At 74.5% G+C, this 24,685-nt stretch carries 22 protein-coding genes and 2 pseudogenes; 11 read left to right on the top strand and 13 right to left on the bottom strand.

The features are described from left to right. Positions 1 to 66: 66 nt before the first annotated feature. The 4 genes and pseudogenes from FH609_RS09975 to FH609_RS32390 all read right to left on the bottom strand — a co-directional run. Positions 67 to 769 (bottom strand): annotated as a pseudogene (locus FH609_RS09975) (Tn3 family transposase); the annotation flags it as partial. 117 nt (positions 770 to 886) lie between these two features. Continuing rightward, positions 887 to 1,402, bottom strand: coding sequence for a winged helix-turn-helix domain-containing protein (locus tag FH609_RS09970; RefSeq protein WP_139666830.1), 516 nt, complete (start codon positions 1,400 to 1,402; stop codon positions 887 to 889). 34 nt (positions 1,403 to 1,436) lie between these two features. Continuing rightward, entirely contained in the window at positions 1,437 to 2,333 is an 897-nt protein-coding gene (locus tag FH609_RS09965; RefSeq protein WP_139666831.1) for a TauD/TfdA dioxygenase family protein, read from the bottom strand. A gap of 337 nt (positions 2,334 to 2,670) precedes the next feature. Beyond that, positions 2,671 to 2,754: a putative leader peptide gene (locus FH609_RS32390; RefSeq protein WP_405378896.1), complete on the bottom strand. Its 84-nt coding sequence runs from the start codon at positions 2,752 to 2,754 to the stop codon at positions 2,671 to 2,673. A 477-nt stretch (positions 2,755 to 3,231) separates the two neighbouring features. Here FH609_RS32390 and FH609_RS09955 point away from each other — a divergent pair, with 477 nt between their 5' ends. Further along, the gene (locus FH609_RS09955) at positions 3,232 to 3,786 is read left to right on the top strand and encodes a cysteine dioxygenase (RefSeq protein ID WP_139666832.1); all 555 of its coding nucleotides are present in this window, start codon (positions 3,232 to 3,234) and stop codon (positions 3,784 to 3,786) included. Between the two features lie 10 nt (positions 3,787 to 3,796). After that, positions 3,797 to 4,234, top strand: coding sequence for a rhodanese-like domain-containing protein (locus tag FH609_RS09950; RefSeq protein ID WP_139666833.1), 438 nt, complete (start codon positions 3,797 to 3,799; stop codon positions 4,232 to 4,234). A 119-nt stretch (positions 4,235 to 4,353) separates the two neighbouring features. Here the strand turns inward: FH609_RS09950 and FH609_RS09945 are convergent, their stop codons facing one another. Next, a complete protein-coding gene (locus FH609_RS09945; protein WP_139666834.1) occupies positions 4,354 to 5,340 on the bottom strand; it encodes an NAD-dependent epimerase/dehydratase family protein in 987 nt (328 codons plus the stop codon). Between the two features lie 166 nt (positions 5,341 to 5,506). On the opposite strand from FH609_RS09945, the gene FH609_RS09940 reads away from it, so the two are divergent. Continuing rightward, on the top strand, positions 5,507 to 6,055 hold the full coding sequence (locus FH609_RS09940) for a GNAT family N-acetyltransferase (RefSeq protein WP_226961533.1): 549 nt from the start codon (positions 5,507 to 5,509) through the stop codon (positions 6,053 to 6,055). Between the two features lie 37 nt (positions 6,056 to 6,092). Here FH609_RS09940 and FH609_RS09935 read toward each other — a convergent pair whose 3' ends face one another. Both FH609_RS09935 and FH609_RS09930 read right to left on the bottom strand, forming a co-directional pair. Then, positions 6,093 to 6,683, bottom strand: coding sequence for a DUF1697 domain-containing protein (locus FH609_RS09935; protein WP_139666836.1), 591 nt, complete (start codon positions 6,681 to 6,683; stop codon positions 6,093 to 6,095). A gap of 80 nt (positions 6,684 to 6,763) precedes the next feature. Next, on the bottom strand, positions 6,764 to 7,990 hold the full coding sequence (locus FH609_RS09930) for an SAV2148 family HEPN domain-containing protein (protein WP_139666837.1): 1,227 nt from the start codon (positions 7,988 to 7,990) through the stop codon (positions 6,764 to 6,766). 123 nt (positions 7,991 to 8,113) lie between these two features. Between FH609_RS09930 and treY the strand changes: the two genes are divergently transcribed. Both treY and FH609_RS09920 read left to right on the top strand, forming a co-directional pair. Continuing rightward, on the top strand, positions 8,114 to 10,525 hold the full coding sequence (gene treY, locus FH609_RS09925; RefSeq protein WP_139666838.1) for a malto-oligosyltrehalose synthase: 2,412 nt from the start codon (positions 8,114 to 8,116) through the stop codon (positions 10,523 to 10,525). 266 nt (positions 10,526 to 10,791) lie between these two features. Next, on the top strand, positions 10,792 to 11,688 hold the full coding sequence (locus tag FH609_RS09920; RefSeq protein WP_139666839.1) for a lytic polysaccharide monooxygenase: 897 nt from the start codon (positions 10,792 to 10,794) through the stop codon (positions 11,686 to 11,688). A 544-nt stretch (positions 11,689 to 12,232) separates the two neighbouring features. Here the strand turns inward: FH609_RS09920 and FH609_RS09915 are convergent. Further along, positions 12,233 to 12,802, bottom strand: coding sequence for a DUF1707 and FHA domain-containing protein (locus FH609_RS09915; protein WP_139666840.1), 570 nt, complete (start codon positions 12,800 to 12,802; stop codon positions 12,233 to 12,235). A 227-nt stretch (positions 12,803 to 13,029) separates the two neighbouring features. Between FH609_RS09915 and FH609_RS09910 the strand changes: the two genes are divergently transcribed. Further along, positions 13,030 to 13,965 carry a GNAT family N-acetyltransferase gene (locus tag FH609_RS09910; protein ID WP_139666841.1) on the top strand — a complete coding sequence of 312 codons (936 nt, stop codon included), beginning with the start codon at positions 13,030 to 13,032 and terminating at the stop codon, positions 13,963 to 13,965. A 62-nt stretch (positions 13,966 to 14,027) separates the two neighbouring features. Next, positions 14,028 to 15,776: a malto-oligosyltrehalose trehalohydrolase gene (gene treZ / locus FH609_RS09905; protein WP_139666842.1), complete on the top strand. Its 1,749-nt coding sequence runs from the start codon at positions 14,028 to 14,030 to the stop codon at positions 15,774 to 15,776. 22 nt (positions 15,777 to 15,798) lie between these two features. Here treZ and FH609_RS09900 read toward each other — a convergent pair whose 3' ends face one another. Continuing rightward, a complete protein-coding gene (locus tag FH609_RS09900) occupies positions 15,799 to 16,425 on the bottom strand; it encodes a LysE family translocator (RefSeq protein ID WP_139666843.1) in 627 nt (208 codons plus the stop codon). 83 nt (positions 16,426 to 16,508) lie between these two features. On the opposite strand from FH609_RS09900, the gene FH609_RS09895 reads away from it, so the two are divergent. After that, positions 16,509 to 17,507 carry a carbohydrate kinase family protein gene (locus tag FH609_RS09895; RefSeq protein WP_139666844.1) on the top strand — a complete coding sequence of 333 codons (999 nt, stop codon included), beginning with the start codon at positions 16,509 to 16,511 and terminating at the stop codon, positions 17,505 to 17,507. Here the strand turns inward: FH609_RS09895 and msrB are convergent. The 4 genes from msrB to FH609_RS09875 all read right to left on the bottom strand — a co-directional run bounded on the left by msrB (position 17,470) and on the right by FH609_RS09875 (position 20,927). Continuing rightward, positions 17,470 to 17,877: a peptide-methionine (R)-S-oxide reductase MsrB gene (gene msrB, locus FH609_RS09890; protein ID WP_139666845.1), complete on the bottom strand. Its 408-nt coding sequence runs from the start codon at positions 17,875 to 17,877 to the stop codon at positions 17,470 to 17,472. The genes FH609_RS09895 and msrB overlap by 38 nt on opposite strands. Positions 17,878 to 17,939: 62 nt before the next feature. After that, positions 17,940 to 19,334, bottom strand: coding sequence for a UDP-N-acetylmuramate--L-alanine ligase (gene murC / locus FH609_RS09885; protein WP_139666846.1), 1,395 nt, complete (start codon positions 19,332 to 19,334; stop codon positions 17,940 to 17,942). Between the two features lie 126 nt (positions 19,335 to 19,460). Beyond that, positions 19,461 to 19,928 carry an indole-3-glycerol phosphate synthase gene (locus FH609_RS09880; protein WP_139666847.1) on the bottom strand — a complete coding sequence of 156 codons (468 nt, stop codon included), beginning with the start codon at positions 19,926 to 19,928 and terminating at the stop codon, positions 19,461 to 19,463. A 183-nt stretch (positions 19,929 to 20,111) separates the two neighbouring features. Next, on the bottom strand, positions 20,112 to 20,927 hold the full coding sequence (locus FH609_RS09875; protein WP_139666848.1) for a dihydrofolate reductase family protein: 816 nt from the start codon (positions 20,925 to 20,927) through the stop codon (positions 20,112 to 20,114). 66 nt (positions 20,928 to 20,993) lie between these two features. Here FH609_RS09875 and zapE point away from each other — a divergent pair, with 66 nt between their 5' ends. The 3 genes and pseudogenes from zapE to FH609_RS09860 all read left to right on the top strand — a co-directional run bounded on the left by zapE (position 20,994) and on the right by FH609_RS09860 (position 24,595). Then, positions 20,994 to 22,076 (top strand): cell division protein ZapE, encoded by a 1,083-nt coding sequence (zapE, locus tag FH609_RS09870; RefSeq protein WP_139666849.1) that lies wholly within the window; start codon positions 20,994 to 20,996, stop codon positions 22,074 to 22,076. A gap of 296 nt (positions 22,077 to 22,372) precedes the next feature. Next, a pseudogene (locus tag FH609_RS09865) lies at positions 22,373 to 23,681 on the top strand (DUF692 family multinuclear iron-containing protein). A 5-nt stretch (positions 23,682 to 23,686) separates the two neighbouring features. Beyond that, the gene (locus FH609_RS09860) at positions 23,687 to 24,595 is read left to right on the top strand and encodes a TIGR04222 domain-containing membrane protein (RefSeq protein WP_226961559.1); all 909 of its coding nucleotides are present in this window, start codon (positions 23,687 to 23,689) and stop codon (positions 24,593 to 24,595) included. Positions 24,596 to 24,685 lie beyond the last annotated feature (90 nt).

The following is a 24,685-nucleotide window of genomic DNA, read 5'->3' as shown; positions in this document are numbered from 1 at the left end:
AATCCGCCCGTCGCCGACTCGCGGTTCCCTGCGGATCGTCGTCGAGACTGAGGGACGCCTCGGCTCTCATGCCCGGATCAACGGGGCCGGTCTGCCGGTTTGCTCATTCCTCGCTGCCATCGTCGTCCTCGTCCCAGTCGGGGGTGCCCGGTCCCGCAGTGGCCGCAGTACCCCGCTGGCCGGGGTGGAGGCGCGGAAGCTGTAGTGGCCGAGCAGGTTCAGGTTGCGGTGCTTCAGCGGGGAGAGGCGGGCCATGTCCTGGCCCGCGATCTCGTGGCCCTCGGCGCGGAGTTGGGTGACGGCGGCGTCGATGTAGCGGGGGTCCACAGCACGATGGCGTTCAGGGCCAGGCCGAGCGCGCCGAGTTGGTCCTCCATACCGTCGCGGTACGCCTGGTGGATGGTGCCGCGCTTGCCGTGGCACACGTCCCGGGCGAGCCTGTGGCGGGATTCCTGCGCGGTGTGCTGCCGGTTCATCTGCCTTCGGTAGGTGTCGTCGACCGGGTCCACGACGCGCAGCAGGTGCTCGGTCTTGGCGATCCGCCCGTACTCGGCGAACGCCTGCCCCAGCGGGGTCGGGCGGCCCTCGCGGCCGAACATCCGCAGCAGGTCGTACGCCCTGACCTGGTTGGTGACCAGGGAACCTGCGACCCGCAGCATGTCCGGCCAGTGGTGATCACCTTGTTCAGGTTCACGCGGTTGCGGGCCAGATCCTCCAGCACCCCGTACGTTCCCGTCTCCACGCCGGGCATGGTCGCCCGCCAGGACCGTTACACCGTGAGACGGCCGCGCGCGGCCGAACGGGCCGACCGGCCGGAGCCGGTCGGCCCGTCGGCCGTCGCGCGGCCACCGGTTTCCTCAGGGCTGAGCCGCGCGGCTCAGCCCGTTCAGCCGGCCGGGGGGACGTACTTGTAGCCCACCCGGCGCACCGTGACGATCCGCTCCCGGTAGGCCGGCCCCAACTTCCGCCGCAGCCTGGCCACATGGACGTCCACCGTGCGCTGGTCCCCGACGGGGCCGTAGCCCCAGATCGTGGCGACCAGCGACTCCCGGGTGTAGACCCGGTGCGGATGGCGCACCAGGTGCGCCAACAGCTCGAACTCCAGGTATGTCAGGCGCAGCGGAACGCCGTCCACGGTCGCGGTGCGTTCCTCGGTGTCGACCACGATGCCCCGGGAGCCGGGGGGCTCCTCGGGTGCGACGGCGGCCGGCCGGAGCGGGGTGGTCAACGCGCCCTGCGCGGCGAGCAGTTCGGTGAGCTGCGCCGGCTGGGTGCCGGCCGGGGCCAGCACCAGATAGCCGACCAGCGGCACGGAGCCGTCCGCCGTCTGGCTCTCCGGCGCCAGGGTCACCGTCACATCGGAGAGTTCGGACAGGTCGGGGAGCGCGGTAAGGTGCCGCATCTTCGGCTCCTTCCTTCCTTGGGTCTTCGAAGGGTCAGGCCGCCGAGGCGGGGGTGTAGTGCTCCGCGACGTCGCCCTCGACGACGCGGCTGCGCTCTCCGTCGACGCCGACGGGAACGTCCCCGGCGACGGTCACCCGGTGGAGCAGGCGGGGCAGGGTGCCGTAGTCGTCGGGCGCGTAGTGCTGGGTGCTGCGGTTGTCGAAGATCACCAGGTCGCCGGGGGCCCAGCTCCAGCGCACGACGTTCTCCGGGCGGGTCACATAGCCCTGGAGGATGCGCAGCAGGTCGCGGGAGTCGTCGGCGTTGAAGCCGACGAGGCGCTGGGCGAACCCGCCGATGAACAGGCCGCGTTCACCGCTCTCGGGGTGCACCCGGACCACGGGGTGGGCGGTGCGGTACCGGCGGGAGACGAACTGCCGGCGGTGTTCGGCGGCCCGGGCGGTCTTCGGCTCGGCGTAGTCGTGGTCGTTGGTGTGCACCGCCCACAGGCGGTCGGCCAGCTCGCGCAGCGCCTCGGGCAGGTCGCGGTAGGCGGTGGCCGTGTTGGCGATCAGGGTGTTGCCGCCGTAGGGCGGGACCACCAGGCTGCGCAGGGTGGTCGCCTTGGGCGGGGTGCGGATGAACGTGACGTCGGTGTGCCACCGGTTGGAGCGCACCCCGTCGCCGTCGACGGCGAGGATGTTGGGCTGGCCGTCGGCCGAGCCGACGGTGGGGTGGGCAGTGGTCAACTCGCCGAAGAGCGAGGCGAACCGGAGCTGGGCGGCGTCGTCGAGCGACTGCCCACGGAAGAAGAGCGCCTTGTGCTCGATGAGGGCGCCGTTGATCTCGCCGACCACGGCCGGGTCGATCGGGCGGGAGATGTCGACGCCGAGGATCTCGGCGCCGATGCGGCCGCCGATCCTGCGAATGTCGAAATCACTGCTGGTCATGGTCCCTGCTGCCTTTCCCTGACGGAAATTCGCGTCCTGTGACGGGTGGGGCGTGGTGGCCCCGAGGCAGCCGCGAAATTCCCCTGGCCCACCGAGAACCGTGACCGTGCGGTGGTTCCTCCGGAACTCCGTGGATTCCGGTTCCGCGCGGCGTTTTCGGCCGGAGGCCGTTGGACGGCGTGGAACGGAGTCGTGAAAGGCTCGGAGTTGTCCGGAATGGTGCGGAACCGCCGTGCTGGTGAACGGAGTCGGTGGGCCGGCGCATCGTGGGGGTGCACGCGGGGAGGCGATGCACGGGAACGAACGCGCCGAGGAAGTGCGTCGGCTGGTCGCTGTTTCAGCGTCCGACGGCACAGATCGCGCTGGCCTGCCGCCGAAGATCGACGTGCAGCCGCGCTACGAGAAAGTCAGCCTGACTCACGATATGTGAGAATGCCAGCCCCCTTTGGTCGCCGTCAAGATTGTGGTGTTCCGTCTCACATCACGGGACAACGGGCGTCCACTTCCCGATATCGCGGGGCGCGTTCCTCCGTGTGGCGGCGGGGGGTTGGCGCGTGGTTCGCGAGGCGGAAGCCCCGGGCGCACTTGACCGGGGAGGAGGTCTCGCGGTACTTCTTTCGCCATGCCGACCAGCAAGCGCCTTTTCTCGCGGTGCCATGTGGATCTCGTCCGCGTGGCCAGCGCGCTGTGTCGTCGCGGCCGTCTCTGAGCGCCGTCTCCGCACCGCCCCCGCCGGGGCGGTCCCGAACGCCTGAGGGAACGGCCGCGCCCGGTGGTCTCCCGTCGGGTGTGGTTCCCCGCGTTGCCGGTCGTCCCGGCTGAACGCCCTGCGGCCCCTGGCCGAGTTGCCTCCCCGGTCGAACCCGCCCGCATCACCACCCGTCTCGTGAGGATCGCCATGTCCACCGCCCTGTCCACCGCCTCGTCCTCGGACGTGACCGCCGCCGCGACGGCGTCCGCCGCCGCGCCGCCGCCCGTCGTCGAGAACCCGCGCACGCCCCAGGAGTTGGCCGCCACGGTGCGTGCCTACGCCGCCCGCGTGGACCTGTGGGAGCCGCTGGTGCGGTTCACCAGGCCGGAACGCTGGTGGCATCGGCTGGCCGCCGGCGCCGACCACGAGGTGTGGCTGCTGAGCTGGCTCCCGGGGCAGGGCACCGAGATCCACGACCACGGCGGCGCTTCCGGGGCGTTCGGGGTGGTGCGCGGGGAGCTGACCGAGCGCTCCTTCGTCCTGCCGGGAGCGGAGGCGCCCCGGCCGCCCCGGGTGCGCGGCCTGGCCGTCTCGGCGGTGCGCGCCTTCGGCCCGCGCCATGTGCACGAGGTGACCAACCTCGGCACGGAGCCGGCGGTGAGCATCCACGCCTATGCCCCGATCCTGAGCACCATGTCCTACTACACCGAGGCCGGGGACGGCGCGCTGCTGTTGCACCGCACCGACCCGATCGAGGACTGAGGGAACCCCGATGAGCGAGGCACGGACCACCCGCACCACCATCGAGGGGCAACTCGCCCTGGCGCGCGAGGCGTTGGACCGGGTCACGGCCGAGGAGGCCTACCGGGAGTGGCGCGCCGGCGCGGTGCTGGTGGACACCCGCATCCACGAGCAGCGCGCCCAGGACGGCACGGTGCCGGGTGCCCTGGTGATCGAGCGCAACCACCTGGAGTGGCGCTGCGACCCCGACAGCGGGGCCAGCGTGCCGGAGGCCGTCGACACCGAGGTGCGCTGGATCGTGCTCTGCGACGAGGGCTACGCATCCTCCCTGGCGGCGGCCTCGCTGCGGACGTTGGGCCTGAGCCGGGCGACCGATGTGATCGGCGGCTTCCAGAGCTGGCGCGCCGCCGGCCTGCCGGTGACCCCGCCCCGGCCCGCCGCCCAGCCGGCCGAACGCCGCGCGGCCTGAGCCGAATCCCGCGCGGCCTGACCCACGCCACGGGGGCCCGCCGGGCCGGCGCCGCGCGGCGGACGGCCGCCGCCCGCCGGCCCTTCGGGCGGCCGCCTCCGGGCAACGGCCGGGACGCCTCAACCCGCCAGGGCCCTGGCCTCCTTCTCCACCGGGAGGCCGACCGGGGAACGCTGACCGCCCAGCCGGGTGTCCGGCGGCAGGGTGGCCAGCCAGGCCCAGGTGTCCCGGACCGTCTCGGCGACCGGGCGCACCGTCAGGCCCGTCGCCAGCGCCCGGGAGACGTCGGAGCCGTGCATCGCCGCGTGCAGCGGACCCGGCGGGAGCCACACCGGCAGCTCGGTCCACGGCTCGATGTCGGCGGCCTCGATCTCCTCCGGCGTCAGCCAGCGGAACGTCGCGTCGGAGCCGGTGACCGCGCGGCAGTGCTCCAACAGCTCGCCCATGGTGCTCGCCCCCGGCGGGCTCACCAGGTCGTAGGGGCCGTGCAGTCCCTCGGCCGCCGCGTTCAGCGTCCAGGCCGCCAGGTCCCTGATGTCCAGGTACTGGAGCGGCAGTTCGACCGGTCCTGGGGCCACCACCTCGCCGCCGCGCGCGATCCGCCGGAGCCACCAGGGCAGCCGGCCCACCATCTCGTACGGGCCCAGCAGCAGGCCACAGCGCACCAGCAGGGAACGTTCGGCGCCGAACTCCCGCTCCACGGCCAGCTCGGCGCCCCGCTTGTCCGCCGCGTACTCCGTCTGCCCCGCGTCCGGATCGCCCTCCACCAGCGGGGCGGACTCGTCCGCCCCGGCCGGCGACGGAAAGCGGTAGACGGAACGCGAGGAGACATAGGCGTAGCGGCCGGCCCGACCGGCCAGCAGCCGCGCCGTGTCCCGCACCGCCGTGGGCGCCCAGCTCCAGGTGTCCACGACCAGGTCCCACTCGCCCCGCTCCAGCGCGGCCAGCCCCTCGGGGGCCAGCCGGTCGCCGTGCAGCGACCGCACCCCCGGCGGGTCCGGGTTGCTGCCCCGGTTGAACACCGTGACCTCCCAGCCCCGCGCCAACGCCTCGTCCACCAGGGCGGGACCGGCGAACGCCGTGCCGCCCAGCACCAGTACCTTCATGGGCCCCACCCTGCCCGGCCGGCCCCGGCCGGCCAAGGCGGCTCTCCCCTGGGCGAATTCGCCGAGAGCAGAGCCATGTCAGCACGCCGACCAGCGGCCCGACCAGCCCCCACAGGGCGGCGACCAGCCGAAGGGCCGGCCCGGGGCGGCCCGTAGCCTGGACCGCGTGAACGAGCCTCTCTCCGCCGACGGCGGCCTGACCCTCCGGCGCTGGCGGGACAGCGACCTGCCGGCCGTCCGCGACGCCTTCAACGAGCCCGGAATGTACGCGCAGTTCGGCACGGTGCTGGAGGAGGGCCGGGTCGACGAGGCGGCGGCCGGCCGCTGGATAGCCCGCCACGGCGAACGGTGGGAGCAGGGCAGCGCCTACTCCTGGGCGGTGACCGACGGCACCGGGCCCGGCGCCGCGCTCCTGGGCCATGTCGCGGTGAGCAACGTGAACCATGTGCACGACGGCGGCTGGGTCTCCTACTGGACCGTCGGCGCCGCCCGCCGCCGGGGCGTGGCCAGCGCGGCCGTGCGCGCCCTGACCGCCTGGTGCTTCACGGAACTGGGACTCTTCCGACTGGAGTTGGGGCACCGGGTGGACAACGAGGCGTCCTGCCGGGTGGCCCTGGCGGCGGGCTACGCGGTCGAGGGCCGGCAGCGGGCCAAGCTGCGCTACGGCTCCGTCCGCCACGACGTCGAGACCCACGCCCGCCTCGCCACCGACTGAGCTGCCGGGCGCGGCCGTCCGCCATCCCGTCCCCCGCCTAGCCATCGTCCCGCTCCGCCCCGCCCGGCTCCGCCTCGTCGAGCAGCGCCAACAGGGCCGTGACCGTGCGCCAGTTCCGCCCGGTGGCGCGCTCGCCGACCACGCGGCCGACCAGCCGCGCGCCCAGCCGGCTCCGCCCCATCCCGCCCGGGAAGTAGGCGAACACCTCGCGCTCCCCCAGCCGCAGCTCGTCCGGCGCGAACTCCGCCGGATCGAGCCCGGCGACCGGCAGCCCCGCCACCGGGGCGCCGAGGAAGAGCACCAGCAGCTTCGACGCGTCGAGATCCTCCGCAGGGAACGGGCAGCGCCGCGCCGCCCCGCGCAGCTCCTCGGCGGTCAGCACCAGGCAGTCCACCGGGAAGCCGAAGCGCTCCTCGACCACGGCCGAGATCTCCGCCGCCAACTCCTCCGTTTCCCCCGGCGGCGCCGTGAACACGACGTTCCCGCTGTGGAGATGGGTGCGGACCGCGCCGAAGCCGCGCGCGGCCAGCGCCTCCCGCAGCGCGGCCATCGGCACCTTCCGCCGGCCGCCGACGTTGACGCCTCTCAGCAGCGCCACCCTGGCCGCGGACTCCCTCTGTTCACTCATGGTGACGAAGATAGGGGAGGCTACTGACAATCCGTTGTTTCCCCTGGTGAGAGGCGTTCAGGCGAGCCCGGGTTGGGCGGTCAGGAGACGGACCTGGAGTGCTCCCAGGCCCACTCGAACTCCTCGCGGTAGGTCTCGAAGAGGCTCAGCTCGTCGTCCGGCCGCTCCTCGCGTCCCACGATCTCCCGCCCGGCCCGCCGCAGCACCAGCGCCGGGGTCTCCACTCCCCTGCTGCGCCGCAGATAGGACTGGATCACCGCGACGCCCTCCGCGCTGTCGCCGTCGACGAAGTAGGCGCTGAACCGGGGCGTGTCGTCGAACACATGGATCTCGAACGCCTCCTGGTCCCGCACCCGGGCCCGCACCCGCCGGACCTGGAGGATGTTGGTCTCCACCGCGCGCCCCAACTCGCCCCGTTTGAGGCCGAGTTCCCGCTCGCGTCGGCGCATCGCGCCGCTGGCCGGGTTGAGGAAGAGCAGCCGGGTGCGACAGCCGGACTCGGCCAGCCGCGCCAGCCGCCGCCCCGGGTAGTTCTGCACCAGCAGCCCCAGACCTATACCCATCGCGTCCAGTCGCCTGGCGCCGCCGAAGAGTTCTTCGGCCGGCAGCTGCCGTTGCAGCCGCACCCGGTCCGGGTGCACACCCGCCACATCGGTGAACCGGTCGCCCACCAGCTGCTCCACCACATCGGCCGGCAGCCGCCCCTCCTCGGCCGGCGCGCTGGAGTCCAGCAGCCGCAACAGCCGGGCGCAGCCGCGTTCCGCCTGCTCCAGCACGGCCCGGTTGATGCCCCGGTTGCGGCTGACCGCGCTGCGCGCCACCTCCAGTTCGTCCAGCGTCAGCTCAAGCTCGCGCCGGTTGTCGAAATACGGCGCGAAGCACGGCCAGTGCTGCACCATGAGTTCACGCAACTGAGGCAGGGTCAGAAAGGCGAGCACCGTGTCATCGGCAGGATCGAGCAAGTGTCCCTTGCGGCGGCTCACCTCGCGCAGCGCGGCCGCCCGCTGCACCCACTCCTGGCCGGTCGGGCCGGCCGCCGCCATCTCCCACTCCGCGCCGTGCACCGGCTCGTACACCGGGCGCAACACCGCGCCGACCACCGAACGCAGCCGCTGCTCCACCAGGTTGAGCCAGACATACGCCCGCCCGGCGCGCTCCACGCGCACCCGAACCTCCGACCAGTCCTCGGCGCTCCACTCCAGGTCGGCCCCTATCTCCATGGGTCGTGGCACCGGTACGGCCCCGGCCGGCGCCTCGGCGGTCTCGCCGCCGTTGCCCGATGGCAGCTCCAGGCCCGAAGAGCCCACCGTTCGTACCGCCTTCCGCGCCACTGATGGATCAAGGAAGCCTACTGTGGCACGCCCCGACCACGCAGCAAGATCCCACAACCCCCGCGCTTGCCGGCGCCCGGCTTGGGGCAGGCGACTTCCATGACGGCCACGCGCGTGCCCACGTCAACGTACCGGCTCCAGCTGGGCCCCGACCTCCCGTTCGCCGCCGCCGAGCAGGTGGTGCCGCACGCGGCCTCGCTGGGCGTCTCCCATCTGCACCTCTCCCCCGTGCTGGACGCGGTCCCCGGCTCCGGGCACGGCTACGACGTCACCGACCACACCAGGGTCCGCCCCGAACTCGGCGGCGAGGAGGGCCTGCGGCGGCTGGCGGCCACCGCACGGGACCACGGCCTGGGGCTGGTGCTGGACATCGTGCCCAACCACATGGCGCTGCCCGCCGACACCCGCCGCAACGCGCCGCTGTGGCAGGTGCTCAGGGAGGGGCGCGAGTCGCCGGCCGCGCGCTGGTTCGACATCGACTGGGACGCCGGCGACGGCCGGGTGCTGTTGCCGGTGCTCGGCGGACCGCTGGGCGAGGAGCTGTGCCGACTGTCAGTGGACGGCGATACTCTCCGTTACGCCGATCACCTTCTGCCCCTGAGAGCCGACACCGAGGAGCTGCCCCTGCCCGACCTGCTGGACGCCCAGCACTACCGCCTCGCCTGGTGGCGGCTGGGCCGCAGCGAGGTGAACTACCGCAGGTTCTTCACCATCAGCGACCTGATCGCGATCCGCGTCGAGGACCCCGAGATCTTCCGGGCCAGCCACGCCCTGGTGCTGCGCCTGCTGGCCGACGGGGTGATCGACGGGTTCCGCGTCGACCATCCCGACGGGCTGGCCGACCCCGGCGGGTATCTGGCCCGGCTGCACGAGGAGACCGGCGGCGCCTGGATCGTCGCGGAGAAGATCCTGGGCTCGGGAGAGCAGCTCCCGGGCGGCTGGCCGATCGCCGGCACCACCGGCTATGACGCGCTGCGGCACCTGGACGCGCTCTTTGTCGACCCGGAGGGCTGGGCCGAACTCACCGAGCACTACCGGGCGTTCACCGGCGCCCCGCCCGACCAGGGCGGCGCGTGGGAGGCCACGGTGCGCCGCGCGGCGTACCGCATGATCAACCACGAGCTGGTCGCCGAGCGCGAGCGGCTGGTGCGGGTCGCGCTGCGCATCTGCCGCTCGGTCGACGGGCTGCGCCGTCGGGACCACGCGCCCTGGGCGCTGCGCACCGCGATCACCGAACTGCTGGTCAGGCTCCCGGTCTACCGCCCCTATGCGACCGCCGACGCGCCCCCCTCGCCGGTGGACGAGGCGCTGCTGGCCACGGCGGCCGACGGCGCCAGGGCGGCGTTCCGGGTGCCCGCCGAGGCGTCGGCCGTCGCCACGGTGCGCGACCTGGCGCTCGGCCTGTTCGGCGAGGACGCCGACCGGGCCGACTTCCGGGTGCGCTTCGCGCAGGTCTCCTCGGCGCTGCGCGCCAAGGCCGTGGAGGACACGGCCTGTTACCGCTACACCCCGCTGCTCTCGGCCGCCGAGGTGGGCGGCGACCCCGGCGCGCCCGCGCTGCCACCCGCCACCTTCCACGCCTTCTGCTCCCGGACACAGCGGGACTGGCCGCTGACCGGCACGGTGTTGAGCACCCACGACACCAAGCGCAGCGGCGACGTGCGCGCCGCCCAGGCCACCCTCACCGAGCGCCCAAGAGACTGGGCCGCCCTGGTCACCCAGCTCACCGAGGCCACCGCGGCGAGCGGCGCCCGGGCCCCCGACCCGCACCTGGCGTGGTCGACCTGGCAGACGGCGTTCGGGCTCGGCAGCCCGGACCGCGACCGGCTGCTGGCCACCCAGCTGAAGACGGCGCGCGAGGCCGCGCTCCACACCAGCTGGACCGAGCGGAACGAGGAGTACGAGGCGAGCCTTGAGCGCTTCGTGCTGGCCGGCCCCTGCGGGCAGCCGTTCTACCAACTCGCCGAGTTCGCGGCCGGGTTGGCGCCGGCGATCCGGTCCAACGTGCTGGGCGCCACGCTGCTGCACCTGACCATGCCCGGCGTGCCCGATGTCTACCGGGGCAGCGAGGGGCACTATCCGGCCCTGGTCGACCCGGACAACCGCAGGCCGCCCCGGCTGCCCGTCGCCCAACTCGCCGCGCTCGACGGAGCCGGCCCCGCCGAGGGCCACGACCTGGCCACCGAGAAGCTGCGGCTGACGGCGACCGCGCTGCGGCTGCGCCGCGCACACCCGGAGTGGTTCGGCCCACGGGGCGGCTACCAGCCGCTGTTCGCGGAGGGGCGGGCGGCGAACCACTGCGTCGCCTTCGTCCGCGCCGACCGGGCGCTCACCGCCGTCACCCGCCTCTCCCACCGCCTCACCGCCGAGGGCGGCTGGGGCGACACCCGGCTCGCCCTGCCCCCCGGCGAGTGGCGCAGCACGTTGACCGGCCAACGCCACCGCGAGCGCGTGGAGTTGAGCCGCCTGTTCGCGACCGAGCCGGTGGCCCTGCTGGTCAACGAGAGCTGAGCGTAGCCCGACGGGACGGGGCTGGCGCGCCGCCTTCCGGGCGGGGGCTGGCGCGCCGCCCTCGGGGAGGGGACGGGCGCCGTCCCCGTGAACGTCGGTCAAGAACAGGTAACGCACGAGTCTTTACACGCGACTCGGGCCCGCGTTACGGTCCGGAATTGGGAGCGCTCCCATGGACACCTTCCCCGGCCCCCTCCGGGAGATCGTCCATGTCCGCGCGCTCCTGGCCGACCCCCCACCTCATCACGGCGAAGGGACGCAACGCGATGAGAGACCACCAGAAGCGACGCGGTCTGCGGAAGCTCGGACTGCTGACGGTCGCCGCCACCGTGCCGGCCATGACCGCCGTGGTGTTCACCGGCGGCACCGCCTCCGCCCACGGCGCCCCCATGGACCCCGGCAGCCGGACCTACCTGTGCTGGAAGTACAGCGTCGGCGAGACCGGTGCGGTCAACCCCACCAACCCCGCCTGCGCCGCCGCCCTGGAGGCCAGCGGGGCGAACGGCTTCTACAACTGGTTCGCCGTGCTGCGCTCCGACGGCGCCGGCCGGACCGAGGGCTTCATCCCCGACGGCCAGCTGTGCAGCGGCGGGGCCACCGTCTACGACTTCTCCGGCTTCGACATCCCCAGCGAGGACTGGCCCACCACCCATCTGACCTCGGGCGCCGACTGGGAGTTCACCTACAACCCGTGGGCCCACCACCCCGGGACCTTCCACCAGTATGTGACCGTCGACGGCTGGGACCCCAACTCGCCCCTCACCTGGGACGACCTGGAGGACGAGCCCTTCCACTCCGAGACCGACCCGCCGTTCAGGGGCGGGGTGGGCGACGCCAACTCCGAGTACTACTGGAACGCCCAGCTGCCCGAGGGCAAGGAGGGGCGGCACATCATCTACACCGTCTGGGAGCGCTCGGACAGCCAGGAGACCTTCTACGGCTGCTCGGACGTGATCTTCGACGGCGGCAACGGCGAGGTGACCGTCCCCGGCGACGACACCGCCGCCTCGCCCGAAGCGATGACGGAGTTCACCGCGCCGGTCAACGAGGAGGGCGGCGCGCACGACGCCCACGCGGCGCACGCGGCGCAGGACGTGGCGGCCACCACGGGTGGCAGCGCGCGGACCGTCTTCCACGGGATGCTGCACAGCCTGACCAACTGACCAACTGACCAACTGACCAACCGAACCGAGCCCGCCGGCCCGGGGCGCCCCGCCCCGGCCGGTCGCTGAGACTCCGGCCTGTCGCCCCACCTCCCAGCCCCCGCTAGGGCGACAGGCCGGCTTTCCGCTGTCACCGTCCGGCGCGCGACCCGCGTTGTCAGTGCCGGGAGTTACGGTGTACCGGCACACACCACACGCCCGGGACCACACGCCCAGGGCCATCCACGCCGGACCACGCACCCGGGCCCGCGCACCGCACCGCCGCACACACGGCGGTCCACGGGCCGGACCGGCGCGCCCCGCACCGGGGTGACCTCGCCGAACGCCTCCGCACGCGGTCAACGTCACGGCCACGATGGGGCGTTGGACGGCGGCGCCGGCCAGCGGCGCCGACCGAGCACGAGTCGCCACAGCACGGCGGGCGCCGCAGCGTGGCGAGCCGTCGCAGCACGGCGGGCGCCGCAGCACGGCGAGCCGTCGCAGCGTGGCGAGTTGACGGCGCGCCCGGGCGTCGGGGCGCGGCGCGACGCGGCCCGTCAGCGCCTCAGCCCGTGGGTTCCCGGGGCGCCAGGCGGTAGGAGACCGCACCGAAGCGGACCTGGTCGCCCGCGCGGACGGGCACCGTGTCGGCGACCCGACGCCCGTTGACCCAGGTGCCGTTGGCCGAGCCGAGGTCGCGCAGGGTCCAGCCGGTGGCCGTGCCGCGCAGCTGGGCGTGGTAGCGGGAGACGCTCGCGTCGTTCAGGCGCAGCCCGGAACCCGCCGCGCGGCCTATCGCCAACGGCTTGGGTCCCGGTGCCGGCAGCACCAGCTGGGGCAGCCGCTCGGCACGCCAGGCGAGGCGGAGCCGGTGGTGGAAGGCCGAGAGCCGGGTGACCGACTCCAGCAACCACCCCTTGTGGGGCGGCGGCGGGACCTCGCGGTGCGGCAGGTCCTCGACCAGTTCGGCCAGTTCGTCGGGGTGCCGGGCCGCCATGATCAACTCGATGCGCCTGAGCAGCGTGTCGGGCGAGATGCGCCCCTCGGCCATCCCCTCCTTGAGCACGTCCAGGGCCCGTTCGCGGTCCGCGTCGGAGACGCGCGGTCGCTGGGCCTCGGAGTCGGGCGTGGTCATGTTCGGGATTCTCGGGGACGTCCCGCCCGGCTGTCCAGATTCGCCCCGGGTGGGCTAGGGTGCGGGTGACGCCGAGGAGTTCGGCCCGATGGGCCGCCCGACGAGGAAGGAGGCGTTGACGATGATCCGCACACCCGTAGTTCGCGTCCCGCGCCTCCGCCCGGCTGTCCTCGGGCGTCCCAGCGACTGAGGCAAGAGCGCGGGGCGTTCCTTCCGAAGGGAACCCCGTGACCGACCTGGTCATCCGTCCGCTCGCCGAGGGCGAGCCCGGCGAGCTGTTCCGCTCGCTCTCCACCACGCTGCCCGACGACAACCTCGTGGGCCGCGCCATCCTTCCCCCGCCCAGGAACATCTTCGAACTCCGCTCAGCCGGCGGCGAGTACCGCCCCGAGTGGAGCTGGCTGGCGCTGCGCGACGGCGCGGTGGTGGCCCGAGCCGCGTACTGGGGCGGCCCGTCCGACCAACAGCCCAAGCTGCTGGAGTACTTCGACTTCCTCGACCACGCCGACGGCGTGGCGCTGCTGCGCGCCGCGCCCTGGGACGTGGAGTACGAACTGCTGCTGCCCCCGGGCTGGCGCGAGCACCCGGCCGCGTTCCGGGCCGCCGAGCGCCGGATGGCGGCGGCCGAGGAGGCCGGCTACCGCCGGCTGACGGAGCGCTTCCACTACACCTGGACGCCCGACCGCGGCCTGCCCGAACGGCCGGGCCGGCTGACGTTCCGGCCCGAGCCGGACGACGACGTCGTGCTGGACGTGCTGGCCCGGGTGCACAGCGACACCAGGGACCACCACGCGCTGCGCGCCATCGAGGAGCACGGCGGCCCCGAGGCGGCGGCGCGCCAGGAGCTGGAGTTCTTCCACTGGTGTCCCTCGCCGCGCGAGTGGCTGCGCCTGGCGTACACGCCCGAGGGCGAGTTGGTGGGCATCCAGGTCCCGGCGCACAACCCGGGCGGCCCCTGCGTCGGCTTCGTGGGCGTGGTGCCCGAGCAGCGGGGCCACTCCTACGGCTTCGACCTGCTGGCCGAGTGCACCCACATGTTGGTGGCCGAGGGCGCCGAACGGATCGCCGCCGCCACGGACGTGGGCAACGTCGGCATGGCCGCCTCCTTCGCCCGGGCCGGTTATCCGATCAGACAGCACCGCTACTGCCTGGTCCGGGGCTGAAGGCCCCGCGTTTCCCGGCGGGGGGTCTGGCCTGAGCGGGGCGTGGCGCCCAGCATGGACCCATGTTGTTCGAGGTCTGGGCGCCACGAGCCCGTGAGGTCACGCTCCAGCTGAACGGCCGGCCGCTGCCGATGCGGCCGGCCCCCGGCGGCGAGGGGTGGTGGGAGGCGGAGGCGGACGCCGAGCCGGGGGCGCGCTACGGCTTCGCGCTGGACGGCGGGGAGGTGCTGCCCGACCCGCGCGGGCGCGCGCTCCCGGACGGGCCGGACGGGCTGAGCGCCGTCGTCGATCCCTCGCGCTTCCCCTGGCGGCACTCCTGGCGCGGCCGCGAGCTGGCCGGCGCGGTCCTCTACGAGCTGCACGTCGGCACGTTCACCGAGGCCGGCACGTTCGACGCGGCCGCCCAACACCTGCCGCATCTGGCGGAGTTGGGGATCACCCATGTGCAGCTGATGCCGGTCGCCCCGTTCCCCGGGCGGCACGGCTGGGGCTATGACGGGGTGGCGCCCTGGGCGGTGCACGAGCCCTACGGCGGGCCCGAGGGTCTGGCGCGGTTCGTGGACGCGGCGCACGAGCACGGGCTCGGCGTGGTGCTGGACGTGGTGCACAACCACCTCGGGCCCTCGGGCAACCGACTGCCCGCGTTCGGCCCCTACTTCACCGAGCGGCACCACACGCCGTGGGGCGCGGCGGTCAACCTGGACGGCCCCGACTCCGACCAGGTGCGCGCCTACTTCGTGGGCAGCGCGCTGGCGTTCCTGCGGGACTACCGGCTCGACGGGCTGCGGCTGGACGCGGTGCACGCGCTGGCCGACGACCGCGCCGAGCATGTGCTGGCCGAACTGTCGGCCGCCGTCGACGCGTTGGCGGAGGCGGAGCGGCGGCCGATGTTCCTGGTCGCCGAGTCCGACCGCAACGACCCGCGCACCGTCGCGCCGCGCGAGAGCCACGGCCACGGCCTGCACGCCCAGTGGAACGACGACTTCCACCACGCGCTGCACGCTGCCGTCACCGCCGAGTCCCAGGGCTACTACGGCGACTTCGCCCGCGCCCCGATCGCCGCCCTGGCCAAGGCGTTGACCTGCGGCTTCTTCCATGACGGCGGGTACTCGTCGTTTCGGGGCCGGCGGCACGGCCGGCCGTTGGACCGCTCGACGGTGCGGGCCCACCAACTGGTGGGCTACGCGCAGACCCACGACCAGGTGGGGAACCGGGCGTTGGGCGACCGGCTGGCGGCGCTGCTGGGCCCGGAGCGGTTGGCGCCGGTGGCGGCGCTGGTGCTGTGCGGCCCGTTCACGCCGATGCTGTTCATGGGCGAGGAGTGGGGCGCGACGACGCCCTGGCAGTACTTCACCGACCACCAGGACCCGGCGCTGGCGGCGGCGGTGCGGGACGGTCGGCGGCGGGAGTTCGCCACCCACGGCTGGACGGCGGCCGAGGTGCCCGACCCGCAGGACCCGGCGACGCGCGACCGTTCCTGCCTGGACTGGAACGAGCCGGTCAGGGAGCCGGCGAAGGCGGCGCTGCTGGAGTGGCACCGGAGGCTGATCGCGATCCGGCACCGCCATCTCCCGCCCGACCTGCGGCTGGACGCGGTGCGCTGCGACTTCGACGAGACGGCGCGGTGGCTGGTGCTGCACAACGGGCCGCTGACGGTCGCGGCCAACCTGGCGTCCGAGCCGGCGCTGTTGCCGCTGGGCCCCGGCCCGTTCGCGACGCTGGCGGCCAGCCACACCGAGGAGCGTCGTGACCCGCCGGACGGCGAGCTGTCGCTGCCGCCGCACGCGGCCCAGGTGCTGCTGCGGACCTGAGGCCCAGGACCACGGCGGGTCCTCAGCCGTCCGTCGCCAGGCGGACGGCGAGGCCGATCAGGACGACGCCCGAGACCTGTTCGAGGCGGCGGCGGACGGTGGGGCGGGCGAGGAGGGTCCGCATCCGGTCGACGCCCCAGACGTAGGTGGCGTAGTAGCCGACCTCGAAGACCGCCCAGATCGCGGCGAGCAGCACCATGGTCGGCAGGTGCGGAGCGCCGGCCGGGACGAACTGCGGCAGGAAGGCCATGGCGAAGATCCCGGCCTTGGGGTTGGCGAGGTTGAGCAGCAGCCCGGTGCGGTAGTAGTGGGCCCGGGAGCCCGGTTCGGCGTCGGGCCGCTCGGCGGCCAGCGACGCGCCGCTGCCGCGCCGCGCGGCGCGCAGCGTCTGGATGCCGAAGATGACCAACACCACGGCGCCGCCCAGCCGCAGAACGTCATAGGCCGCCTCGGACGCGTCCAGCAGCGCGGTCAGCCCGAACGCGGCGGCCAGGCCCCAGATGAACACGCCGCTCTCGTTCCCCAACACCGTCAGGAAGCCGGCCCTGCGGTCGCGCAGCGAGTTACGGATGATCAGGACGGTGCCGGGCCCCGGCGAGGCCGCTATCAGCAGGCACGCGAGGAGGAACGCCGGGAGGTGACTCAACATGGGCCTCATCCTGCTCCCGCGTCACGGGCCACGGCCATGCGATTTCCGTACGCTGGCAGCTCCGTCGATTCTGGGAGGCAACGGTGCCCGAGCACACGGGTAGGGCCGACGAGGTGCTGGTGGTGGGCACTTCGGGCGTCGACACCATCGTCCGCGTCGAGCGGCTGGCGGTGCCGGAGGGCGATCTGGCGCATGTGGAGCCGATCCGCGACTATGTGGCGCACTCGGGCACCGGCTGGGCGTTGGGCTTCCACGCGCTGGGGCGGCCCACCAGCTATCTGACGTATCTCGGCGACGACACCCAGGGCCGGCTGGTCGGCGAGCGATTTCGCGCGGCGGGGCTGAGGTTCGAGGCGCTGCCGGCGCCGCTCGGCACCTCGCGGAGCGTCAACCTGGTGGACGCCGAGGGCCGGCGGTTCTCGTTCTACGACGGCCGGCTGCCGTGGGAGCTGCGGCTGCCGCCGGAGGTGGCGCTGCCGTATCTGGAGCGCGCGGCCCATGTGCACGTGGGGCCGGCCGGGTTCACCCGCGACCTGCCGGCGGAGCTGGCCGACCGGCCGGTGACCACCTCGACCGACGTGCACGCCTGGGACGGGCGGGACGCCGCGATGCTGCCGTGGGCGCTGGGCGTGGACTACTTCTTCATGAGCGCGGCCGCACTCGGCGACCGGGCCGCCGGGGTGCTGGAGTCGGTGGTGGAACGGGGCAGGGCGCGGGTGGCGGTGGCCACTGACGGCGCGCGGGGCTGCCAGGTGCTGGCCCGCCCCGAGGCCGGCGGCGACGGGCGGGTGCGGCGCTTCCCCGCCGTGACGCCGCCCCGCGCCGTGGTGGACAGCAACGGGGCGGGCGACGCGTTCGCGACCGCGTTCCTGCACGCGCACCTGGACGGCGCGCCGCTGGAGCGCTGCGTGCTGGCCGGCGCGATCTCCGGCGCGTTCGCCGCCACCCAGCACGGCACGCACGAACGGCACATCACCGTCGACGAGTTGGCGGCGGCGACGGCGGAGATCACCGGCGAGACCACCGGCGAGGGAGAGGGCGCCGTCAGTCGGTCGGGTCCAGCCGGATGGCGATGGAGTTGATGCAGTACCGCAGGTCGGTGGGGGTGCCATAGCCCTCGCCCGCGAAGACATGGCCCAGGTGCGAGCCGCAGGTGCGGCAGAGCACCTCGGTGCGGGGCCGGCCCGGCAGCGAGTCGTCCGGGCGGGTCTCCACCGCGTCGCTGTCCGCCGGGTCGAAGAACGAGGGCCAGCCGCAGTGCGACTCGAACTTCGTGTCCGAGCGGAACAGCTCGGCGCCGCAGGCCCGGCAGTGGTAGACGCCCTCGGTCTTGGTGTCGGTGTACTCGCCGGTGAACGCCGGCTCGGTGCCGGCCTGGCGCAGCACCCGGTACTCCTCGTCGGACAGCTCCGCGCGCCACTCGTCGTCGGACTTCTCGACCTTGTACGTCATGGTGACTCCTTCGGGTCTTCTCGGTGGCCGGGTCTTCTCGGTGGGGGCCGCGCCCGGCCGCGTCAGGCGGCGAGCCGCCCCAGGATGAGCGGCCCCAGCTCGGTGACGTCGCCGGCCCCCATGGTGAGAACCAGGTCGCCAGGCCCGGCGATTCCCGCGACCGCGTCGGGCACGGCGTTCCTGGTCGGCACCGCCGTGACCTCGGCGCCGTGGCGGCGGGCCGCGTCCACGATCAGCGCGCTGGTGACGCCGGGGATCGGGTCCTCCCTGGCGGGATAGATCTCCAGCACCAGGCTGGCGTCGGCCAGGGCCAGCGCCCGGCCCATCTCGGCGCCCAACTCCCGGGTGCGGCTGAAGAGGTGCGGCTGGAAGACGACCAGCACCCGGCCCTCCCCCGCGCCGTCCCTGATCGCCTCCAGGTCGGCGGCCATCTCGGTGGGGTGGTGGGCGTAGGAGTCGATCACCCGCACCCCGCCGGCCTCGCCCTTGAACTGGAGGCGGCGGCGCACCCCCGTGTAGCTGGCGAGCGCGGCGGCCAGCGCGGCGGCCGGCACCCCGGCCGCGACGCCGGCGGCCAGCGCGGCGACCGCGTTGTGCGCGTAGTGCCGGCCGGGGACTGACACCTCGAACGTGAGCTTCTCGCCGCCGAGTTCGACGGTGACCTCGCTGGTCAGGCCCTTCGGCCGGAGCCCGGTCACCCGCACGTCGGCGTCGGCCGCCTCGCCGTAGGTGACCACGGTCAGCTCGGGGCGCCCGGCCAGGCGCGCGGTGAGCTTGCGCGCGCCCTCCTGGTCCGCGTTGATCACCAGCGTGCCGCCGGGCCTGATGCCCGCCACGAAGGTCTCGAACGAGTCGTAGATCTCGTCCATCGAGGCGTAGTTGGCGTGGTGGTCCAGCTCCACGTTGAGGATGATCGCCACCTCGGGCCGGAAGTGGTGGAAGCTGCGGTCGCTCTCGTCGGCCTCGACGACGAAGAGGTCGCCGGTGCCCTGCGCCGCGTTGGAGCCGGGCACGTCCAGGTCGCCGCCGATGGCGTAGGACGGCGAGAGGCCGAGGGTGGTCAGGGCGACGGCCAGCATCGAGGTGGTGGTCGTCTTGCCGTGGGTGCCGGCGACGGCGATGGAGCGAGTGCCGGCCAGCAGCGCGGCCAGCGCCTCCGCCCGGTGGATCACGGGCAGCGCGCGGCGGGCGGCCTCGACCAGCTCGGGGTTGTCCTGCCGGATGGCGCTGGACACGACGACGCAGGTGGCGTCGCCCGCGAGGTGTTCGGCCCGGTGGCCGACGTGGGTGGTGACGCCCAGTGCGGTGAGCGCGGCGGTGGTCTCCGAGGCGCGGGAGTCGCTGCCGGCGACGGCGGCGCCGCGCCCGGCCAGCAGCTTGGCGATGCCCGACATGCCGGCACCGCCGATGCCGATGAAGTGCGGTCGTTCCATCCCGGGTGGGATCGCCGTGGTCATCGTCCGTCTCCCTGCTCAACCTGCTCGACGCGGTAGCCCGCCGATTGTCGCACCCGCCCGGCGCCGGGCCGCGCAGGGCCGGCCGGGGGCTCCTTGGCCCGGGCCGGGCGGACCGGGCGGACCGGGCTACTCGGTGTGGGCGAAGAGCCGCAGCACGGGGACCCCGACCCGGTGCCGGGCGCGGGAGGCCCAGTCGCGGTGGAACAGCTCCTCGACGTAGTGCGGCGCGGTGAGCACCACCACCTCGTCGGCGCGGGTCTCCGCGACCACCGAGGCCAGCACGTCCAGCGGGCGGTCGGTCACCAGTTGGCCGACGGCCTCGGCGCCGGTGGCGCGCAGCGCGTCCAGCGAGTGGTCGAGCCCGCGCGCGGCCGGCGGCACGGCCTCCTCGCCCTCCGGCTCGTCCGGCTCCCGCACGGCGTCCCCGAACTCGCCCAGCGCCACGTCGTCCAACGCCCGCAGCAGCTGGTCCTGGTCGCCGCGCGGCTGCATCAGCACCACGAAGGACTGCTCCTCGTCGCCGTGCAGGGTGGTGACCAGCTCGGTGTCGGTGGGCACCAGGGGTTTCTCGATCATGAGGACAGTCGTGATCACGCTCTGCGCCCTTCGTCGGCCGGTCCGCGCTCCCCGTCGTGGCGAAACACCGTCGTTGACACGGCGTCGCGTCCCTTCAGTCTGCCCACACCAGAATAAGCGGAACGTCACATTCCGCAGATTGTCAGACCCTTCGGGCGTACGCCCCGGGCGCCCCACGTCGTGCGCCCCGCCCGGCCCCTCTCAGCCGGCGGGAGGCGTGGCGGAACGGTAGCGGTGGAAGAGGAAGCCGTCCTCCTCCAGCAGGTCGGTGAGCTGGAACGCGTGGGGCTCGGGCAGTTCGGGCCCGGTCGCGATCCTGGGCGCCGCGCCGAGCGCGAGCCGGGGTGCGACCGTCAGACACAGCTCGTCCAGCGCCCGCGCGCCGGCGAACGCGCCCAGCAGCCTGGGCCCGCCCTCGGCCAGCAGCCGGGTGAGGCCGCGGCCCGCCAGCTCGGCCCTGATCCGGTGCGGCTCGGCCGTGCCGCCCTCGCCGGCGATGACCACCTCGACGCCGGCCTCGGCCGCCGCCGCCAGCCGCGCCGGCGGGGCGCCCGCGCCGGTGACCACCAGCGTCGGCACGCTGGGCGCGGCGAACAGCGGCAGCGAGAAGTCGAGGTCGAGGCGGGAGCTGACCACGGCGATGGCAGCGGCCGGCGCCTGCCCGGCGGCGGCCCGCCGTTCCGCGAACTCGGCGCGGACGCGCGCGGGCCGGTAGCCCTCGCGGCGCACCGTCTCCGCACCCACCACCACGGCGTCGGCCAGCGCCCGCAGCACCCCGAAGACCCGCATGTCGGCCGGCCCGGAGAGCGGCTGGGAACGGTGGCCGTGGTGGGCGGCGCCGTCCAACGAGGCGACCATGTTGGCCCGCAGCCAGCAGCCGTCGGCCGCGACCGGCTCCGGGTAGGCGTAGTCCTCGGCGAGCCCGGCCAGCTCTTCCAGTCCTGGTGAGGCCAGTCCTGGCGAGGCCGACGCGGCGGCGGCGCGCGCGGGGGCGGGCGCGGGGTACAGGCGGCGCATGGGGCGCAGTCTGGCACAGCGGCCCGAACCGGCCGGTACCACCCGTCTGGCGTAGAATCGAAGACCGTGTCCACCCCCAGCGCACCCCAGTCGACCGGCCCGGACGGCGAGCCGCCGGCGCTCAGCGCCCGTTCGCCCCAGGTGCCGGCCGAGCGGCTGGCGGCGGAGCTGGTGCCGCCGCCGCGCTTCGACGCGGTCCGCTTCGACACCTATGTCCCCGACCCGGCGCAGTCGAGTCAGCGCGCCGCCGTCAAGGCGCTGGAGGACTTCGCCGCCACCCTCGACGGCGGGTCCGGGGGCGGCGGGCGGCGCGGGCTGCTGCGCGCGTTCTCCCGCAGGAGCGTGGCGACCGGGCCGCGCGGGGTCTATCTGGACGGCGGCTTCGGCGTCGGCAAGACGCATCTGCTCGCCTCGCTGTGGCACGCGGCCCCGGCGCCCCCGGAGCGGAAGGCGTTCGGCACGTTCGTCGAGCTGACCAACCTGGTCGGCGCGCTCGGCTTCCAGCAGACGGTGCGCACCCTCGCCGGCCATCAGCTGCTGTGCATCGACGAGTTCGAGCTGGACGACCCGGGCGACACGGTGCTGATCTCCTCGCTGCTGGCCCGGCTGGTCGAGGAGGGCGTCGCGCTGGCCGCCACCTCCAACACGCTGCCGGGGAAGCTGGGCGAGGGCCGGTTCGCCGCCGCCGACTTCCTGCGGGAGATCCAGGGCCTGGCCGCGCACTTCCGCCCGCTGCGGGTGGACGGCGAGGACTACCGCCACCGGGGCCTGCCCGAGGCGCCGCCGCCGAGGCCGACCGAGGAGGTGGTCGCGGCGGCCCGGGCCACCGACGGCGCGACGCTGGACGACTTCGGGGCGCTGCTCGACCATCTGTCCCGGGTCCACCCCAGCCGTTACGGGGCGCTCTGCGACGGCGTGGACCTGGTCTGCCTGACGGACGTGCGCCCGGTGCCCGACCAGACGACGGCGCTGCGGCTGGTGGTGCTGGCCGACCGGCTCTACGACCGGGAGATCCCGGTGCTGGCCTCGGGCGTGCCGTTCGACCGCCTCTTCAGCGAGGAGATGCGGCGGGGCGGCTACCGCAAGAAGTACTTCCGCGCCGTCTCCCGGCTGACCGCGCTGGCCAGGGACGCGGGCACGCCCGCCTGACCGGCCGCTCGGCCGCTCGGCCGCTCGGTCGCTCGGTCGCTCGGTCGCTCGGTCGCTCGGTCGCTCGGTCGCTCGGTCGCTCGGTCGCCGCCAACGACCACGGCCAGGTCGCCGTTTCCGGGCATTCGGGCGGGAAAGCTCAGATCCGGCTCAGAACCAGCTCAGAAGTACCTCAAATCCTCCCCGTTGCCCGGTTGTTGGGCGTCGGCGGGGGGATGGTGGTGACAGGGACAACCGGCGGGGGCCGGTCCCCGACGGGGATCACGGGGGCACACGGGGAACACGGGGAGGGGCCGATGGGGAACACGGATCGACTGGGCCTGGGGATCGGCTGGCGGCCCGAGCTGGCCGACGTCATCGAGGGCCTGCCGGGGATCGACTGGGTCGAGGTGGTCGCGGAGAACGTCTGCGCCGACCACCCGCCCGACGCCCTCCAACGCCTGCGGGCGCGGGGCACCACGGTGGTCCCGCACGGCGTCGGCCTCGGCCTGGGCGGCGCGGCGCGGCCTTCGCCCGCGCGGCTGGTGGAGTTGGCCTCGGTCGCCCAGGCGCTGGGCTCGCCGCTGGTCACCGAGCACATCGCGTTCGTCAGGTCCGGCGGCGCGCTGACCGGGACGCCCGCGATCGAGGCCGGCCACCTGCTCCCCGTGCCGCGCACCAGGGACGCGCTCGACGTGCTGTGCGCCAACGTCCGGATCGCCCAGGACGCGCTGCCCGTGCCGCTGGCGCTGGAGAACATCGCGACGCTCTTCTCCTGGCCCGACGAGGAGTTGACGGAGGCCCAGTTCCTGGGCGAGCTGGTGGAACGCACCGGGGTGCGGCTGCTGATCGACGTGGCCAACCTGCACACCAACCACGTCAACCGGGGCGAGGACCCGGCCGAGGCGCTGGCGGCGCTGCCACTGGAGGCGCTGGCCTATGTCCATGTCGCCGGCGGCGTGGAACGGGACGGGCTCTGGCACGACAGCCACGCCCACCCCGTTCCGCCGCAGGTGCTGGCGGTGCTGGACGAGCTGTGCGCGCGGGCCACGCCGCCGGGCGTGATGCTGGAGCGGGACGCCGACTTCCCCTCGCGCGGTGAGCTGGCCGGCGAGCTGGCCGCCATCCGCGCGGTGGTCGAGCGGGAGCGGGTGCGCCATGGCTGAGTCCCCGTCCGTCGCGCCGGGCGGCGAGCCCGGCGGGCTGGTGGCGGCCCGGCGCCGGCTGGCCGCCGCGCAGGACGCGCTGCTGGCCTCGCTGGTGGCCGGCGCGCCGCCGCCGGCCGGCTTCGACGAGGACCGACTGGCCGCCCAGCGGCGGGCGTTGGTTGCCAAGCGCGCGGGCGTGCTGGCGAAGGTGGCGCCCGAGCTGAAGGAGATCCTGGGCGAGGACTACCCGCGCGCGGTCCGCGCCTACGCGGCGCGGCACCCGCTGACCGGCGGCTACCGCCGGGACGCGGTCGCGCTGGCCCGCCAGCTGCTCGGCCCGGAGCCGGGCATCGAACTGAGCCCGAACGTCCGCCGGCGGCTGGCCCGTTGGCTGGACGAGCAGGAACCGCCCCGCCCCGGCCCGCTGCGCCGGGCGGTCAGGGGCATCAGGCCGCGCAGGCGGCGGGAGGAGAGGTGAGCGGGATGTGGCTCGCGCTGTCGATAGGCCCGGGGCTGCTGGCCCTGGCCGCCCTCGTCTGGGCCGGGTCCCTGCGGTCCCGTGCCCTGCCCAGCACGCCGGCCCTGGCGAAGCTCGGCGTCGGCACCGTCGCCGAGGCCGCGTTCCTGGCCGGCGGCCCGGAACGGGTCGCGGACACGGTCCTCGTCGGCCTGTGGGAGAAGGAACGCGTCACCATCGAGGACCGCTGGGTGCGGGTGGTGCGGCCGGTCGCCGACGACCCGCTGGAACGGGCGGCCCTCGCCGTCCTCGGCGAGGAGTGGGGCGCCCCGCTGGACCGGGTGCGCGCTGAGCTGATCGGCTCCCCGCTCGTGCGGGAGGTCGGCGAGGGCCTGGCGTCCCGTGGGCTGACCTATCTGCCGAGGGAACGCCGGGCCTGGGGGCGGGCCATCGTGCTCAGCCGGCTGGTCGCCGGCTTCGCCCTGCTCAGCGCGCCGTTCTCGCTGGTGGCGCTCAGCCTCGGCGAGCCGGCGCAGACGGTCTGGACGCTGCTGGGGCCGGCGCTGGGCCTGGTGGCGCTGATCGGCTCCTTCGTCCTCGCGCCGCCGTCCTCCTCGTTGCCGCCGCTGGGCCGGGAGACGATGCGTCAACTCCGCGCCTACCGGCCCCGGCTGCTCGACAGCCTGGCGGGCGCCGTGGCGTTGGGCGGGATCGCGGTGCTGGGCGGGGAGCTGGTCGAGCAGTTCCGTGGCGCGATCCTCGCGGCGGCCACGGCGCCGGCGGCCACCGCCACGTCGCCCTACTGGGGCGCGGGCTGCGGCGCCGCGGGCGGCTGCGGCGGTGACGGTGGAAGCGGAGGTGGCGGCTGCGGCGGCGGGAGCGGGGGCTGTGGCGGCGGAGGCGGCTGCGGGGGCGGCGGCTGCGGCGGGGGCTGACCACGGCCCGCCGCACCGAACCGGACCGCACCGCTCCGGGCCGCTCCGCACCGCTCCGGGCCGCTCCGCACCGCTCCGGGCCGGCGGCGC

The organism is Streptomyces sp. 3MP-14 (assembly GCF_006334905.2).
Classification (GTDB): Bacteria; Actinomycetota; Actinomycetes; order Streptomycetales; family Streptomycetaceae; genus Streptomyces; species Streptomyces triticirhizae.
Note: the sequence above shows the minus strand (reverse complement) of the source record. Positions and strands in the feature narration are given on the sequence as shown.